We start from the raw sequence: 14,756 nt of genomic DNA on the forward strand, positions 1-14,756 counted from the left end.
GAGGCACAGGTTATTTTCTGTGCCTTTTTTTATCCATCTGAACGCATTCGATGTTAACTTCTACTCTATTAGAATGCATATCAACAATGACCAAAGGTACACAATGAAAAATCGTACTCATCAAGAATCTGGCTTTACACTATTAGAGATAATGTTAGTTATATTCTTAATGGGCATGATGGTCACCGGTGTTGTCATGACAATGGGTTCCTCTGGCCCTGATAAGCTACTCAAAAAAGAAGCAGCTCGTTTTATCGGTGTGCTAGAACTGGCCGAAGAAGAAGCCTTACTCAGTAGTATTGAAATGGGGATCGTGATTGAAGAACAGCACTATCAATTTGTTTATTTAAATGACAATGATAAATGGTCCGCATTTAATGACTCTAAGTTTTTTGCTAAAAAAGAGCTACAAGAAGACATGCTTATGTCACTTGAGTTAGCAGGGCTGAAAGCGGAAGGCAGCTTGTTAGGTGATCGCAAGCTATTTGCTGATGATGATGGTTTGTTTGAGGATGATGGCGGGCTATTTGAAGGTGATGAAAAAGACGAACGTATCGAACCAGATGTGTTTATTTATTCAAGCGGTGAAATTACCGATTTTACGTTGACGTTTACCTACATGGATGCGGACGTTGGGGACAGTAGTATCAAGGTCCAATTTGATGAATATGGAAAATTAATGATTAATACCACGATGGATGGATTTTAATGAAACCATGTTTAGGAAAGAAAACATTATTTAAGCAAGCTGGCATGACATTATTAGAAGTCATGGTAGCGATGGCGGTATTTGGCACGGCTGGTCTGGCCGTGATGAAAGTCGCGACTGAAAATCTCAGTAGCTTAGCCTATTTGGAAGAAAAAACATTCGCTAATTGGGTAGCTGCTAATACTTTAACTGAATTAAAATTATCAAAAACAATACCTGGAAAGTCATGGCGAAAAGGTGAGTCTGAATTAGCAGGTCGAACTTGGTATTGGCGTTATAAAGCAGAATCGACAGACAGCAGTGATTTTGTCGGGGTGACAGTCGAAGTGGCGACAGATAAGAAGTATGACTCAACGATTAGCCATCTACTCACCTATGTGGTGCGCTAAGATGAGACAACAACATACTATGAAAAAAAGTGGCTTTACATTGATCGAGATGATGATTGCGATCGCCATCTTTGCCTTGCTCAGTCTGGGAGCTTATCAAGTATTGCAAGGCGTATTACGCAGTGATGAAATTTCGAAAGAACACGGGAATGCATTAAAACAATTGCAACGGGCAATGGTCATTGTCGAGCGTGATTTTCAACAAATGAATGCGCGTAATAATCGCAGTGATGACGAACTGACTGCAATGCCACTGCAAGCGGGAAAATTTATGTTTGATAGTGATGACGATGGTATTGCTTTCGTTCGCAGTGGTTGGCGTAATCCGTTATCCCAGTTACCACGTTCATCGTTACAGCGGGTAATGTATCGTGTTAAAGATGCGCACTTAGAACGTTTAAGTTATGTTTATTTAGACCCGACGACAGGCGAAGAACCAAAGAGGCAGTTGATCTTAGAAAATGTTGAGTCGCTCACGTTTGAGTTTTATCATGAAAATAAATGGAGTGAGACTTGGACAAACAAAACCGCACTACCTGATGGCGTTAAAATGACGCTAACATTAAAAGGTTTTGGTGAAATTCAACGCTTATTCCTATTACCTAAAGCGACAATTACCTAAAGCGACAATCGACAGTTAATGATAAAGATAAAGGAAAGAGCAGCTAATGATATATGCCTCTAAACAGCGTGGTATTGCACTATTAACCGTCTTACTTATTCTGGCTGTGATGGTGATTATTGCCACTAATATGTCATCACGTTTACAGCTGGAATTACGCCGTACTAGTAACATAATGACGCATCAACAAGCCCTTTGGTATGCTTATGGTGCAGAGGCGTTGGTTGAAAAGGGCTTAAAGCAAGCATTGAAAGACAGTGATACGATCACCTTAGATCAATATTGGGCTACAGAAGGCATGATGTATCCGGTTGAAAATGGACTCATTGGTGGTCAGGTTTTTGATATGCAAGCCTGTTTTAATGTTAATGCTGTTACTGGAGAAGATGATAAAAACGGTCAAGCCCCACTGCATGTCCGCTTATTCCGTAATTTATTAGAACAGCTGGATCTGGATGCGTATGACGCGGAGCAATTAAGTGATGCCTTACGTGACTGGATTGATAGGGATACCAATGTCGTGTCGAGTTACGGCGTTGAAGATGCTTACTATGAATCCCTCGATTACCCTTATCAAGCGGGTAATCAACGTTTAATTAATGTCAGTGAACTACGGGCAATAAAAGGATTTAACCAAGCTGTTTATCGTAAGGTTCGTCCTTATCTTTGCGCCTTACCAACTGCAGACTTAAAGATAAACGTGAACACCATTGTGATTGATAAGCCTGAGATATTAGCTGGATTATTTGCAGGGAAGTTATCATTAGATGTAGCGAAAACAATATTGGAAGAACGGCCTAACGGTGGTTGGAAAACAACTGCGGATTTTTTGGCGTTACCGTTATTGGCTGGTATTAAGATGGATGCGGCAGATAAAGCGGTGTTTGATACAAAAAGTAGTTATTTTGTTGCGCTATTACAAGCTGAATTTGCTAGCGCAACCATGAAATTAGAATCGTTATTTAAAGCTGAAAGCAAAGATAGTGTTTATGTTATTCGTCGACAATTCGGAGGAGCTCAATGAGTGAGCAATTAGTAGTAAGGCTTGGTAGTGAAAGTCGACAAGCAATACATTGGTTAGTGTGGTCAACCGTTGAAAGTGAGATCATTGCATCGGGTGTTTTGACCTGTGCCGCTGAACTTATCGAGCTAAAATCCCGTGCTGGTGGGCGACCTATCATTGCATTAGTACCAAGCTGTGATATCACCTTTAAAGAGGTGGAATTACCTGGGCGTAGCAACAAACAATTACTCAATGCATTACCCTACATGCTCGAACAAGAATTGAGTAGTGATATTGATAAGTTACACTTTTCTGTTTTAAGTAAGGTCGCGAATACAGTTTCCGTTGCGGTGATTGCGCATGACAAGATGCAGCAGTGGCAATCTTGGTTATTGGATGCCGAGCTGGTATGTGAAAAATTCATTCCTGATGCCTTAACACTGCCGTACAGTGACGAGAGTTGGAGTGCGATTGAATTAGATGGTCAATGGATTATTAGGCAAACACGCACACAAGGCATGTGTATTGAGACTGCTCTGTTAGGTTTTGTCTTGGCTACGGCTGATCATGTCGACGTTGATAGTGAGAGTGCTGTGCAAACAGTGACGAGCTATTCTGCTATCGATAATATTGAGTTAGATAATTGGCACCAGCATACAATTGAATTGCCCATGAAACTTTGTGCTGAAGGTGCTGTTACCAGTCGTTATAACTTATTGCAAGGTGAGTACAAAATAGCACGTAAAGAAAACGTCGCATTAAAATTATGGCGTGGTACGGCTATCGCAGCAGGTTTAGCTATCGTGATGATATTTGTGAATCAATTTGTGACGTTAAATAAGTTAGAACAGCAACAAATGGTATTAGAAAACGAGATTAAGCAGGTATATAAAACGGTATTTAAACCGAAGAAAATGCGCCTAAATGCGCGTTTGGTTAAAAAACAGATGCAGAGACGATTAGATGATTTACGTGGTGGTGGCGATAATTCAGGATTCTTAGTGATGTTAAGTCAGTTGACCCCTACATTTAAACAATCACCGGGTATTAAACCTATTTCAGTTCGATTTGATACGAAACTGGCAACATTACGATTGCAAGCAAGCGCGGTAGACTTTCAGGCCTTTGATCAATTCAAATTATCGTTATCGACACAGTTTGATGTTGAGCAAGGGACGTTAAGTCAACGAAATGGCCGCGTTCAGGGAACGCTGGATATTAAGGGTAAAAAATGAAGGCATACTGGCAACAATTAGAGCAAAAAGAAAAGCAGCTCATTAGTTTATTAATCGCCACATTATTGCTTGCAGGTGGTTATTGGCTGGTTTGGCAACCGTTACAAAATGATATTAGCAATACCCAACGAAAAGTTAATGTCCAAACGCAAACACTCGCCGATGTGAAAGTGATAGGGCAGAAGATCATGAATTTACAGGGAGGCCAAGTAAACCGTCCTGAAGCTGGTGATCTTAACCAGCTTGTTAGTCGTAGTGCTAAACGTAATAAGATAATGATCACTCGTATTCAAGCAAAAGCAGATAATCTGCAAGTATGGATTGATGATGTTAATTTTAATCAGCTTACCGCTTGGTTAGAACAATTGAACAAACAATACGGTATTGAAATCCAGAATATTGATCTGAGTGTGTCAGATAAAAAAGGGATGGTTAAGGTTCGCCGATTACAGTTAGGAAAAAGAGCATGAGAAATAAACTTCTAGGGCTATGTTTTATCATGATTGCGTATGTATCCTTTCTTATCGGCACACTACCAGCTACATTAGTATTATCATATGTTCCATTACCAGCGAACTTAACGATTAGCCAAGTTGAAGGTACGGTATGGAAAGGGGAAGCAAAACAGGTCTCTTTTAATCATATTGAAGTGAAAAATGTCCGCTGGGATACATCGGTAATTGCGCTATTAACGGGATCTGCACAAGTTTACGTTGAGTTTGGTCGTGGTAAGAATAGCTTACGCGGCAGTGGTGAACTAGGTTACTCAAGTGCTGGTGTCTATGCGCAAGATTTCACGGTAACGGCAAGTTCTGAATGGTTAGTCACGGCGAGTAATATTCCATTACCAGTGACGACCAAAGGTAGCGTTAAATTGACAATAGCAGAGATGCAGCAAGGAAACCCTTGGTGTGAACAACTTGATGGACAGCTGAGTTGGTCTAATGCGGGCATTGAATCACTGCTGGGAAATGTAGAGATTGATTCTGCTGTCGCTAATTTAAGTTGTGACAATGGGGCGATTGTTGCCAACATCAAGCAGAGCTCTAATCAGCTGAAGTTATCTGGTATTGCTAGGTTAGAAAATAAAGGTAAATACACGTTTTCAGGCGTACTTGTACCAAGTAATGAATTACCGCAATCAATACGCAGTAATTTACGTTATGTTGGGCAAGAAAATGCCAAGGGTGAGTATAAGATTAATTACGCTGGCCGCATATAATGTTGTTATATAACGCGTACTCGTTATGACAAGGATGCAGAATTAAAATGACACATCAGAAACCTAAAATATTAAGCACGAACATTGTTGCAGAAAGTCGACTATTTAAAATCGAGTCCGTTGCTCTGCGCTTTTCTAATGGTGTTGAACGTACTTACGAAAGAATGAAAGGCGGTGGTCACGGCGCCGTTATGATGGTGCCTGTCGATGCGGATAATAATCTCATCTTGATCCGTGAATATGCTGTCGGTACTGATAGTTACGAGCTCGGTTTTCCCAAAGGGGCGATCGATAAAGGTGAAACAGCATTGATTGCTGCTAATCGAGAGTTAATGGAAGAGATCGGATATGGGGCTAAAACACTAAGCTTACTGAAAGAAGTTAACTTAGCACCGAGTTATTTTTCTGCCCGAATGCAGATTTATCTTGCACAAGATCTGTACCCTGAGTCTTGTGAGGGGGATGAACCTGAGCCACTCGAAATTATAAAGTGGCCATTAGCCAGAGCAAATGAGTTACTTGATAATGATGAAATCACAGAATCACGTGCTATTTGTGCATTATTACTTGCCCTAAAACAACTAGATAAGTAATACTAAATCATTAAGCGATGGCGAGAATAAAGTAGGAAGTGCGATATGCAAATAATGACCTTAATTCCAGAGTTAAAAAAAATTGCACGCGCCACTGGTGCAGTGATTTATGATATTTATCAATCGGGCGAGTTTGAGCAAGAAATTAAACTCGATCATACACCAGTCACCAGTGCTGATATCGCCGCTCATCACTATTTATCTAAGCAACTTGCGTTACTGACGCCTGACATTCCAATCTTGTCTGAAGAAGATTGTGATATTGCCGTTGCAGTGCGTCAATCTTGGGACACTTATTGGTTATTAGATCCGTTAGATGGCACCCAGGAGTTTATTTCTCGTAGTGGTGATTTTGCGACGATTATTGCATTGGTGCACAAGAATAAACCTATCTTGGGGATGATTTACGGCCCTAAAGATGACGTTCTCTATTGGGCTGTTGACGGTGAAGGTGCATACAAAGAAACATCGGAAGGTGAAGAGAGAATCTTCAGTCATACATGTCCGCAACCTTTAACCAGTTTAAATGTGGTTGTGAGCCGCGTTCAGAATCCAGACAACATCCGTAAGTTAGTTGAAGATGATATTGACTTAGAATTACAATCTCTCGGCTCTGCGAGCTTAAAAGGTTGCTTGGTTGCAGAAGGTAAAGCGGATTGTTATATACGCTTAGGCATTACTGGTGAGTGGGATACTGCGGGTACGCAATGTATCGTGAGTGAAGCGGGGGGGGCTATTCTTGATTTGAATTTAAACCCACTCTCTTATAACCAGCGCGATACATTAAAAAATCCTGACTTTATTGTACTCGGAGACCGTAATTTGACATGGTCTGAGATCTTAACGGGTTAAATAAATTAGTTTTATATCAAATAGAGAAAAGGTCAGCGTATTGCTGACCTTTTTATTATTCATTGAACTGTATGTTCGTTTATTGGAATGATGCGAACACCAGGATAAGTACTAATACTGGGCAAACAAATTTTACGTATACAGGCCAGATCTTCCAGAAGATAGAATGCTCTGTTACACCTTCCTGTTCTCTGATCTCTGCCATTAAGCCTTTACGGCTCCAAACCCAACCTGCAAAAATTGCTACGCCTAAACTAATGAGTGGTTGTGCGTATTGTGTCGTGAGTGTGATAACAAAACCAAACAGTGTTGAGAAGTTAAATACAATCACTAAGCTAAGCGCTGTGACGACCGTACCTACGATATAGGCCGCTTTCTTACGTGTCATCGATGCACGTTCTGCAAGATAACTTGTTGGTGATTCCATCATACCAATCGCCGATGTTAATGCAGCAACAAACAATAACGCAAAGAATAAAATTGAAACAGGGTATTGTGCAGCGCCCATCGTTGCAAATAATGCCGGTAATACTGTAAACACTAATGTATCAGAACTCAGTAGACTGCCGTCTGCAGCGAAAATCTCAACGCCGTTATGTGAAGCCACATACATAGCAGGTAAGATCACCATACCTGCAACAAATGCGACAGCGGTATCCATCAGTGTCACTTGCGCGGCTAATTTAGCAATATTTTCTTTTTTGTTTAAGTAAGAACCGTATACCATCATGCAACCACTGCCTAATGATAGTGAGAAGAATGTTTGACCGAGTGCACCAATCAGTACGTCAGGGTCTAGGATGCGACTAAAGTCAGGAATAAGTAATGCTCGTAAACCTAGCTCTGCGCCTGGTTGAGTCAAGATATAAAGCATTGCAGCGATAAGCATTACAAATAACAATGGCATTAAACGCTTCGACCATTTCTCGATACCGTCTTCTACACCTTGTTGGATAACGAGGACCGTGAACAGCGCGAATATCACTGTAAATATCACGTTGCGTGATAGTGACATATCAACTAACCAGTTAGCGGTTGTTGTAGACCCCATCATTTCTGCCATTGGTGCTAAGGTATTGCTGATGAACCAACCAGATAAAATACCGTAGAAAGAAAAAATCAGTGCTGACGTTATAATTGCCGCAAGACCAATGGTAATACCAATTAACTTAACGCTTTTACTTTTAGCGAGTTTACTTAATGCATTTGCGGGGTTTGTTTGTCCATGGCGGCCGATCATCAATTCCGCAATTAGCATTGGATAACCAAGCATGAAGATGAGAACAAGATAAACCAGTAAAAAAGCACCGCCGCCGTTACTTGCTGCTTGAGTTGGGAATCCCCAAATATTACCAACACCAACAGCAGATCCTGCTGCCGCCATAATGAAACCAAATTTAGAGCTAAACTGGCCGCGTTTAGCTGATTCTATTGTTGTACTGATGGTCGACATAACTCTCCGTGTAAACTTTTATTTACTATAAGTTTTATTTGTAACTAAATATTTACGGTGAATATCCTATTTAAGCTTGTTTTAGTCAATGTTTAATTTTGGTTGTGGTGTTTTATATGGCTTTAAGCGTTGTTTGATGATGTTTTAGACGGTTTTTGTTTCAAATATGCGAGTGTAAATAATTATTTACACTTCCTGTTTTTTGGTTTGTTTATAACGTATTTGTACCTGTCTTAAACACGATAAAAATAAGTTAGTTGCTGATAATGTTGAAAGTAGTATTATAATATCAGTGTTAACAACCCCTTCCCTTAATTAATGACATTTAAATTATGACCGGAATTAGAGCCCAGCAAAAAGAAAAAACCCGCCGTTCACTGATCAGCGCGTCATTCAGACTCGTGACCGCAGAGCGAAGCTATTCAAATTTAAGCTTACGTGAAGTTGCACGTGAAGCTGGGATCGCACCTACGTCTTTCTATCGCCATTTTTGTGACATGGAAGAGTTGGGTTTAACCATGGTTGATGAAGGAGGGCTGACATTAAGACAACTGATGCGTCAAGCACGACAACGTATTGAAACCGGTGGTAGCGTGATCAAAACCTCTGTAGAAACATTTATGGAGTTTGTTGAACAGAATCCAAATATTTTTCGCGTGTTATTACGTGAGCGTTCTGGTACATCGGCAGCCTTTCGAGCTGCGGTATCTAGAGAATTACGTCACTTTAGTGCTGAGCTAACCGATTATATTGAACTCGCAAGTAAACTTAGTCGTGATGAAGCGACGATTCAATCTGAGGCAATGGTCACAATTGTTTTTAATGCGGGGGCTGAAGCGTTAGATTTATCGAACGAAGAACGTCGAATATTGTCTGACCGTACTATAATGCAATTGAGAATGATTGCAAAAGGCGCAGCGGTATTAAAAATGACAAGAGGTATTACGCTGTAAACTTTGAACATTGAGGTATCTAAATGACTACAAAGAATAAAGCGGGTTATAAACCATTATACTTTGCCTTCTTAGCTGGCTTATGTGGTAACGCAACATTAGCAACGTTAACGACAAGCGAGGTTCCATTCAGTATTTTTCCGCTCATTGCATTAGTGCTGGTGGCTTATAATTGGTATCAAGTTTACATGACTAGCGCTATTGAAAGTCATATAAGCAAATCGTCATTAGGTTTGTTTGTTATTGGTGTTTTGACGTACACGACATTTGTACGTATGGAATATCCTGAATTGGGCAGTAATTTCTTACCTTTGATATTGGTATTAGGTTTATCTGCTTGGGTAGCAAAAACCATCGGTGTGTTTAAAGCTAAAAAACAGGCATAATATCGAACTTATAAAAAAGCTCGTTAGCAACAATGTTGTTAACGAGCTTTTATCTATTCAAATTAATGTTGAGTTAACTTTTCGTTAGCTCTTTTTCGTTAAGTACACACCTGATTCAATATGGTGGGTATACGGAAATTGATCGAACAATGCAAAGCGGTCGATATTGTGCGTTTGACTTAATGCTTCGAGATTGTCACTTAATGTTTCTGGGCTGCAAGAGATATAAACGATATTATCGTATTCTTGTACCATTTTAACGGTGTCAGCATCCAAACCTGCACGTGGAGGATCGACAAAAATAGTGTTGCAATTAAATGTTGTTAAATCAACTTTTGCATCTTTAAGGCGGTTAAACTCTCGTTCACCATTAATCGCAATTGTAAATTCTTCCGCAGATAAACGTAAGATAGTTAAATTGTCTAATCCGTTTTCGGCGATATTGTATTGTGCAGACTGCACTGATGATTTAGATATTTCTGTCGCTAATACTTTTTCAAAGTTTGGTGCCAATGCGATAGAGAAATTACCATTACCACAATACAACTCAAGTAAATCACCACTACAATCTTTAGTTACGTCTAATGCCCACTCTAGCATTTTCTGATTGACGATACCGTTTGGTTGCGTGAAGCTGTTTTCAACTTGCTTGTATTTTAATTTTTTACCCGCCACGTTAAGTTCTTCGACCACGAACTCACGATCTAATACGACTTTTTGTTTTCTAGCACGGCCAATAATATCGATATTGAAGCGTTCACTTAGTTTTTCTTTTAATGCTTTTGCTTCAGTGATCCATTCATCACTTAATTGGCGATGGTAAAGTAAGCTAACTAACAGTTCACCGCTTAGTGTTGATAAAAAATCGACTTGGAAAAGTTTGAAACGCAATAAGTTTGATTTTTTCAGTTCCACAATCAGTGCCGGCATTATCTCGTTAATCAATTTACTACCAGGCAGGAAATAATCGATTTTTATTTTTTGCTTAGTTTCTTTATCAAACATGATGTAGTAAAGATCGTCGCCATCATGCCAAACACGAAATTCAGCACGTAAACGATAGTTCTCTGCCGGAGAGTCAAACACTTCTAATTCTGGTGGTGAGAATTTTTTAAATATGTCACGTTGACGAGCTGCTTTATCGTCAAGCTGTGATTGGTAGTTGTCGGGGTGCATTTCGATCATGTGGGCTCACCGTAGTTAGATACTAAACAAAAGAGTAGGGATTGTAAGACCCAAATAGAGTTTGTCCAGCATATTTTACCTTCAGTTCGGTACTTACCTTGCCTTATCTCTAAAATATAAATAACCGAATTATAAATATACATTTATCTCGCATGACTCTATACTTTTTGCCGTTATTACTTGTAGAACTAAATCTCTCGTTTAGTAACATACATTTATTGGGGGAATCCAGTTAGATTCTGGACCTGTCGCGCAACGGTGATAGTGCTTAGCACTTAAGGCCGGTCTCCAATAGGAACCTGAGTAATTAATAAAATAATAAATACTCAATTTTGCTGAATGATTCGGCTTATTTTTCTACGCGTAAATAGGAAAAATTTACAATGTCTAAAAAACTCTTAGCAGCGGCGCTTTTACCGTTCGCAGCTCTTGCCCAAGATCCATCGACTACCAATAATGAAGAAGTAACTGTCGTTACTGCCAACCGTGTTGAACAAGCCGTTTCTGATGTGCTTGCACCTATTACTGTTATCACCCGTGATGATATTGAATTAAGCATGGCAAAGTCAGTACCTGAGATCTTAAGAATGCTACCAGGTATCGATATTGGTCAAAATGGTGGTCGCGGAAGTAAAGCCTCTGTTTTCATGCGAGGATCTGAGTCAGACCATGTATTAGTATTGATTGATGGTGTTCGTTTACCATCGAGTATCACATCTGGCGTTGATTTTAGTAAGATTCCTGTTAGTCAAATTGAAACAATTGAGATTGTTCGTGGTCCTCGAGGCGCTATTTATGGTTCCGAAGCTATTGGTGGTGTGATCAACATTATTACTCGTGGTCAACAAGGTACCAATATTAAACAAGTCTCAGTGGGAATCGGTTCTGATAAATACTATGAAACTGACTTGTTCTTATCATCAGATTTGACTGACAAGCTACACGTGAATTTCGGACTTGGCTATAATGATGCTGAGGGTTATAACTCTAAACCTGTCGTTGGTGTTAATGATGGTGATAAACATGGATTTGAAAATAAAGACATTTCATTAGGTGCTAACTATCAATTATCATCACAATTAAATGCTTTTATTAATACGCGATATTCCCAGAGTGTATCTGAATATGATGGTTCTAGCGCGGCTTCTGCGTGGGGTCCTGAGGTACATTTGAAGAAAGAGCAGTGGTTAGAAACAACCTCTATAATTACCGGTGCTAAATATAGCCGTGATAACTATCTTGGTTCGTTAACGTATTCATTTGGTGAAAATAAATCATATCAATACAAATCTGGTGATGATTATAAAGATGCTACTAGTACACTTTTCACTAAGCAACATAATGTAAGCTTTATCAATTCGTTTGTGCTATCGGATTCATTATTACTAAACGCAGGTTTAGATTGGCGAGATGATCAAGCTGAAGATGAGGGCGGTACTCTTGACGGTATTGTTTCTCGTTCGAATACCGGTATATTTACAACGGTTGTATATGAAATCTCATCAATCACATTAGATGGCTCAATTCGATATGACGACAACGAAACATTTGGTGGAAATACAACGTGGGGTTTAGCTGCTGGTTGGGAGTTTGTGAATAATTATAGTGTCATTGCTTCGACTGGTACATCGTTTAAAGCCCCATCTCTGTACGATCTATATGCAACAAATGCTTATACTAAAGGAAATCCAGATTTAAAACCTGAGTCTGGTGAATCTATTGAAGTAGGTATTAAAGGTATTACAGGACTTGTGGATTGGAAAATTATTGCTTATAAGAATAAAGTACAAGATTTAATTGATGGGAAAAAGATCAACACAGTACGAACTGCTTACAATAAAGAAGGGAAGAGTACCCTCCAAGGTATTGAACTAGAAATTAATACCGTAACGGGTATTGTTTCACATCAGGCGGTGCTTGAGTATTTAGATCCTAAAGATGCGCATGGTAAGACACTATTACGTCGTGCTAAGTATAAAGCAAAATGGAAAGGTACTGTTCAATTAGGTGATGTTGATTTGTCTATGCGCTATTTATACCAAGGTAAAAGAGATGATTATGGCACTGCTGGAATTGACACTTTTGCTGGTTACAGCCTATGGGATATTTCAGCTGCTTATCTAGTGACGGATGCGTTCAAGCTCAGTGCTAGAATCGATAATGTATTCGATAAAGAATACGCAACAGCGCAAGGTTACCCAGCACCAGAACGCGGTTACTACATTAATGCTACTTATGAATTTTAATTTGTAATTTCACATTAAATGATGATTGAGAAGCCAGCGATATGCTGGCTTCTTTTATATTCATCTATTCCAATTTATCCTGCCCTTGACTATTATATGTCTTTTATAATAATCCAATGGTTTGTACATGAGTAAGATATTGATTTTTGATTCTGGTGTAGGTGGTATATCTATATATAAAGCAATCAAAGAGCAATTACCAAACGCTGATTACCTTTACTTGTTTGATAATAAGTATTTCCCTTATGGTGAACTTGAACCTGAGTTTCTTATCGAACGTGTTTGCCAGTTAATCGGTCACATGTATGAAAAACATAACCCTGACCTTGTGGTTATCGCATGTAACTCTGCGAGCACATTAGTATTACCTGCTTTACGCAAACGCTTTCCTATTCCTTTTGTCGGCGTTGTACCCGCAATAAAGCCCGCTGCATTACAAAGTAGAAAGAAAAAAATAGGTTTGCTGGCAACGCCTGGCACGGTGTCTCGAGACTATACGCAATTACTTGTGAATGAACATGCTCAAGATTGTGAGATCGACATGATTGGAACAACAAGTCTTGTGTTACAAGCTGAAAACAAACTATATGGTAAACCTGTCGATTTAGATGAAATAAAAAAGGTTGTATCAAAATGGACCGTTGCTATTAATAGCCCCGATATTGTTGTATTGGGGTGTACTCACTTCCCGCTGCTAGCTGAGGAGTTAGGGCTGATTATTGGTGAGCATATTAAATTTATCGATTCAGGGATGGCTATCGCATCTCGCGTTAAACATATCCTTGGCGATAGGGTGCTTTTGGGCGGTGACAATGATGGTGGAAAAGCGTTTTGTACCAAAATACAGGCACAAAAAAAGCTGACTTGCCTATTTAATGAAATAGGGTTAAGTCAGCCTTTATATATAGACGTATAATTTAATGAAACAAATTACTCTGCAGAATGAACCGTGCGTTCATTTGCTTCACGTACTTTTAATGTCCGTTGTTGATATTCAGCATCGTTAAGCGATTGAATTGCTTCTTTCGCGTCAGCCTCTGGCATTTCTACAAAACCAAAACCACGACGTTTACCTGTATGTTTATCTTTCATTAAGCGAACCGATAATACCTGACCATGTTCTGCAAACAATGTACGTACTGATGTTTCGTTTGCTCGGTAAGGTAAGTTCCCTACGTATAATGTCGTTGTTTCTACAGCTTCGCTGTTTGAAGATAAAGGTGTTGTGAATTTAATTGTAATACCAGTAATAATTGCACCAATAGCAAACGCAATAGGCGCTGGTATGGTATTTCCTATAAAGGAAAGCGCTACAAAACCAATTGCTGCAATTGCTACCGAAATAATGGATGCTCGAGTTGCATTAGATAAAGTTGAAAAGCCCATCGTTTTAAAGAACCTCTGAAAACACATAAGTGATTAATATTAAAGAATAATTCATCAATTGCTACTCTTGTCCCTAATAGTAACTAATATCTAGAAGAGCGACAATCAGTCTCAATGTATCAATAAAAAGCTACAAAAAATCATAGCTGTGTCTTATTTTGTCAAAAAATGTATGAAATACAAACAAAAATATTGCATTCATTCAAATATAAATGGTTACTCTGTGTATAACTTGGTAGTAAGTTGTTATTAATATTATCTTTCGTTTTTTATGTGAAAATGCTTGTCATCATCAGCCATCTCTCTATAATGCGACCTCACTGACACGGCAACAGCCGCTAAGTAAAGGTGTTTATCAGTATCGAAAGTTACTTTTTAACCTCCTGAAATAAAGTGAAAATATGCACTTGACTTCGAAATTGGTTTGCGTAGAATACGCAGCCTGACTACGACGGATAACGTCAAGGTCAATGCTCTTTAACAATTTATTCAAGCAATCTGTGTGAGCACTTGCAGAGATAT

The 14,756-nt window shown here is 39.2% G+C and carries 16 protein-coding genes; 13 read left to right on the forward strand and 3 right to left on the reverse strand.

Annotated elements, in window-relative coordinates; translation table 11 throughout:
- Positions 1-103: 103 nt before the first annotated feature.
- Genes gspH through cysQ form a run of 9 tightly spaced genes read left to right on the forward strand, consistent with a single transcriptional unit; the run spans position 104 to position 6,625 of the window.
- Complete coding sequence (gspH, locus tag AKG98_RS13675; RefSeq protein WP_067046696.1) at positions 104-709, forward strand: type II secretion system minor pseudopilin GspH; 606 nt, start codon at positions 104-106, stop codon at positions 707-709.
- Entirely contained in the window at positions 709-1,098 is a 390-nt protein-coding gene (gene gspI / locus AKG98_RS13680) for a type II secretion system minor pseudopilin GspI (protein ID WP_067046699.1), read from the forward strand. Before gspH ends, gspI begins: the two co-directional genes overlap by 1 nt.
- Before the next feature lies 1 nt (position 1,099).
- Complete coding sequence (gspJ, locus tag AKG98_RS13685; protein WP_067046702.1) at positions 1,100-1,720, forward strand: type II secretion system minor pseudopilin GspJ; 621 nt, start codon at positions 1,100-1,102, stop codon at positions 1,718-1,720.
- Positions 1,721-1,766: 46 nt separating this feature from the next.
- On the forward strand, positions 1,767-2,744 hold the full coding sequence (gspK, locus tag AKG98_RS13690) for a type II secretion system minor pseudopilin GspK (protein ID WP_067046705.1): 978 nt from the start codon (positions 1,767-1,769) through the stop codon (positions 2,742-2,744).
- Complete coding sequence (gene gspL, locus AKG98_RS13695) at positions 2,741-3,958, forward strand: type II secretion system protein GspL (RefSeq protein ID WP_067046709.1); 1,218 nt, start codon at positions 2,741-2,743, stop codon at positions 3,956-3,958. Before gspK ends, gspL begins: the two co-directional genes overlap by 4 nt.
- The gene (gene gspM / locus AKG98_RS13700) at positions 3,955-4,428 is read left to right on the forward strand and encodes a type II secretion system protein GspM (protein ID WP_067046713.1); all 474 of its coding nucleotides are present in this window, start codon (positions 3,955-3,957) and stop codon (positions 4,426-4,428) included. The genes gspL and gspM overlap by 4 nt, the downstream gene beginning before the upstream one ends.
- Positions 4,425-5,180, forward strand: a complete 756-nt coding sequence (locus tag AKG98_RS13705) for a type II secretion system protein N (RefSeq protein ID WP_067046716.1) — start codon at positions 4,425-4,427, stop codon at positions 5,178-5,180. The genes gspM and AKG98_RS13705 overlap by 4 nt, the downstream gene beginning before the upstream one ends.
- A gap of 47 nt (positions 5,181-5,227) precedes the next feature.
- A complete protein-coding gene (gene nudE, locus AKG98_RS13710) occupies positions 5,228-5,773 on the forward strand; it encodes an ADP compounds hydrolase NudE (protein WP_067046719.1) in 546 nt (181 codons plus the stop codon).
- 45 nt (positions 5,774-5,818) lie between these two features.
- Positions 5,819-6,625 (forward strand): 3'(2'),5'-bisphosphate nucleotidase CysQ, encoded by an 807-nt coding sequence (gene cysQ, locus AKG98_RS13715; protein WP_067046722.1) that lies wholly within the window; start codon positions 5,819-5,821, stop codon positions 6,623-6,625.
- A gap of 79 nt (positions 6,626-6,704) precedes the next feature.
- On the opposite strand, the gene AKG98_RS13720 is transcribed toward cysQ, so the two are convergent.
- On the reverse strand, positions 6,705-8,078 hold the full coding sequence (locus tag AKG98_RS13720) for a sodium-dependent transporter (protein WP_067046724.1): 1,374 nt from the start codon (positions 8,076-8,078) through the stop codon (positions 6,705-6,707).
- A gap of 332 nt (positions 8,079-8,410) precedes the next feature.
- On the opposite strand from AKG98_RS13720, the gene fabR reads away from it, so the two are divergent.
- Both fabR and AKG98_RS13730 read left to right on the forward strand, forming a co-directional pair.
- On the forward strand, positions 8,411-9,031 hold the full coding sequence (fabR, locus tag AKG98_RS13725; protein ID WP_067046727.1) for an HTH-type transcriptional repressor FabR: 621 nt from the start codon (positions 8,411-8,413) through the stop codon (positions 9,029-9,031).
- A gap of 23 nt (positions 9,032-9,054) precedes the next feature.
- Positions 9,055-9,417: a DUF1422 family protein gene (locus AKG98_RS13730; protein WP_067046730.1), complete on the forward strand. Its 363-nt coding sequence runs from the start codon at positions 9,055-9,057 to the stop codon at positions 9,415-9,417.
- 84 nt (positions 9,418-9,501) lie between these two features.
- On the opposite strand, the gene trmA is transcribed toward AKG98_RS13730, so the two are convergent.
- On the reverse strand, positions 9,502-10,602 hold the full coding sequence (gene trmA / locus AKG98_RS13735; RefSeq protein ID WP_067046733.1) for a tRNA (uridine(54)-C5)-methyltransferase TrmA: 1,101 nt from the start codon (positions 10,600-10,602) through the stop codon (positions 9,502-9,504).
- 383 nt (positions 10,603-10,985) lie between these two features.
- On the opposite strand from trmA, the gene AKG98_RS13740 reads away from it, so the two are divergent.
- Positions 10,986-12,848, forward strand: a complete 1,863-nt coding sequence (locus AKG98_RS13740; protein WP_067046736.1) for a TonB-dependent receptor domain-containing protein — start codon at positions 10,986-10,988, stop codon at positions 12,846-12,848.
- A gap of 127 nt (positions 12,849-12,975) precedes the next feature.
- Positions 12,976-13,764 (forward strand): glutamate racemase, encoded by a 789-nt coding sequence (gene murI, locus AKG98_RS13745; RefSeq protein ID WP_067046739.1) that lies wholly within the window; start codon positions 12,976-12,978, stop codon positions 13,762-13,764.
- Positions 13,765-13,778: 14 nt separating this feature from the next.
- On the opposite strand, the gene AKG98_RS13750 is transcribed toward murI, so the two are convergent.
- Positions 13,779-14,234 carry an RNA-binding protein gene (locus AKG98_RS13750; RefSeq protein ID WP_067046742.1) on the reverse strand — a complete coding sequence of 152 codons (456 nt, stop codon included), beginning with the start codon at positions 14,232-14,234 and terminating at the stop codon, positions 13,779-13,781.
- Positions 14,235-14,756 lie beyond the last annotated feature (522 nt).

Origin of the sequence: Moritella sp. JT01, assembly GCF_001574435.1 — a bacterium.
Classification (GTDB): domain Bacteria; phylum Pseudomonadota; class Gammaproteobacteria; order Enterobacterales; family Moritellaceae; genus Moritella.

What these genes read in the sequence shown, in the direction of transcription:
- gspH (WP_067046696.1), top strand. Translation starts at nt 104, where the DNA reads ATGAAAAATCGTACTCATCAAGAATCTGGCTTTACACTATTAGAGATA.
- gspI (WP_067046699.1), top strand. Translation starts at nt 709, where the DNA reads ATGAAACCATGTTTAGGAAAGAAAACATTATTTAAGCAAGCTGGCATG.
- gspJ (WP_067046702.1), top strand. Translation starts at nt 1,100, where the DNA reads ATGAGACAACAACATACTATGAAAAAAAGTGGCTTTACATTGATCGAG.
- gspK (WP_067046705.1), top strand. Translation starts at nt 1,767, where the DNA reads ATGATATATGCCTCTAAACAGCGTGGTATTGCACTATTAACCGTCTTA.
- gspL (WP_067046709.1), top strand. Translation starts at nt 2,741, where the DNA reads ATGAGTGAGCAATTAGTAGTAAGGCTTGGTAGTGAAAGTCGACAAGCA.
- gspM (WP_067046713.1), top strand. Translation starts at nt 3,955, where the DNA reads ATGAAGGCATACTGGCAACAATTAGAGCAAAAAGAAAAGCAGCTCATT.
- AKG98_RS13705 (WP_067046716.1), top strand. Translation starts at nt 4,425, where the DNA reads ATGAGAAATAAACTTCTAGGGCTATGTTTTATCATGATTGCGTATGTA.
- nudE (WP_067046719.1), top strand. Translation starts at nt 5,228, where the DNA reads ATGACACATCAGAAACCTAAAATATTAAGCACGAACATTGTTGCAGAA.
- cysQ (WP_067046722.1), top strand. Translation starts at nt 5,819, where the DNA reads ATGCAAATAATGACCTTAATTCCAGAGTTAAAAAAAATTGCACGCGCC.
- AKG98_RS13720 (WP_067046724.1), bottom strand. Translation starts at nt 8,078, where the DNA reads ATGTCGACCATCAGTACAACAATAGAATCAGCTAAACGCGGCCAGTTT.
- fabR (WP_067046727.1), top strand. Translation starts at nt 8,411, where the DNA reads ATGACCGGAATTAGAGCCCAGCAAAAAGAAAAAACCCGCCGTTCACTG.
- AKG98_RS13730 (WP_067046730.1), top strand. Translation starts at nt 9,055, where the DNA reads ATGACTACAAAGAATAAAGCGGGTTATAAACCATTATACTTTGCCTTC.
- trmA (WP_067046733.1), bottom strand. Translation starts at nt 10,602, where the DNA reads ATGATCGAAATGCACCCCGACAACTACCAATCACAGCTTGACGATAAA.
- AKG98_RS13740 (WP_067046736.1), top strand. Translation starts at nt 10,986, where the DNA reads ATGTCTAAAAAACTCTTAGCAGCGGCGCTTTTACCGTTCGCAGCTCTT.
- murI (WP_067046739.1), top strand. Translation starts at nt 12,976, where the DNA reads ATGAGTAAGATATTGATTTTTGATTCTGGTGTAGGTGGTATATCTATA.
- AKG98_RS13750 (WP_067046742.1), bottom strand. Translation starts at nt 14,234, where the DNA reads ATGGGCTTTTCAACTTTATCTAATGCAACTCGAGCATCCATTATTTCG.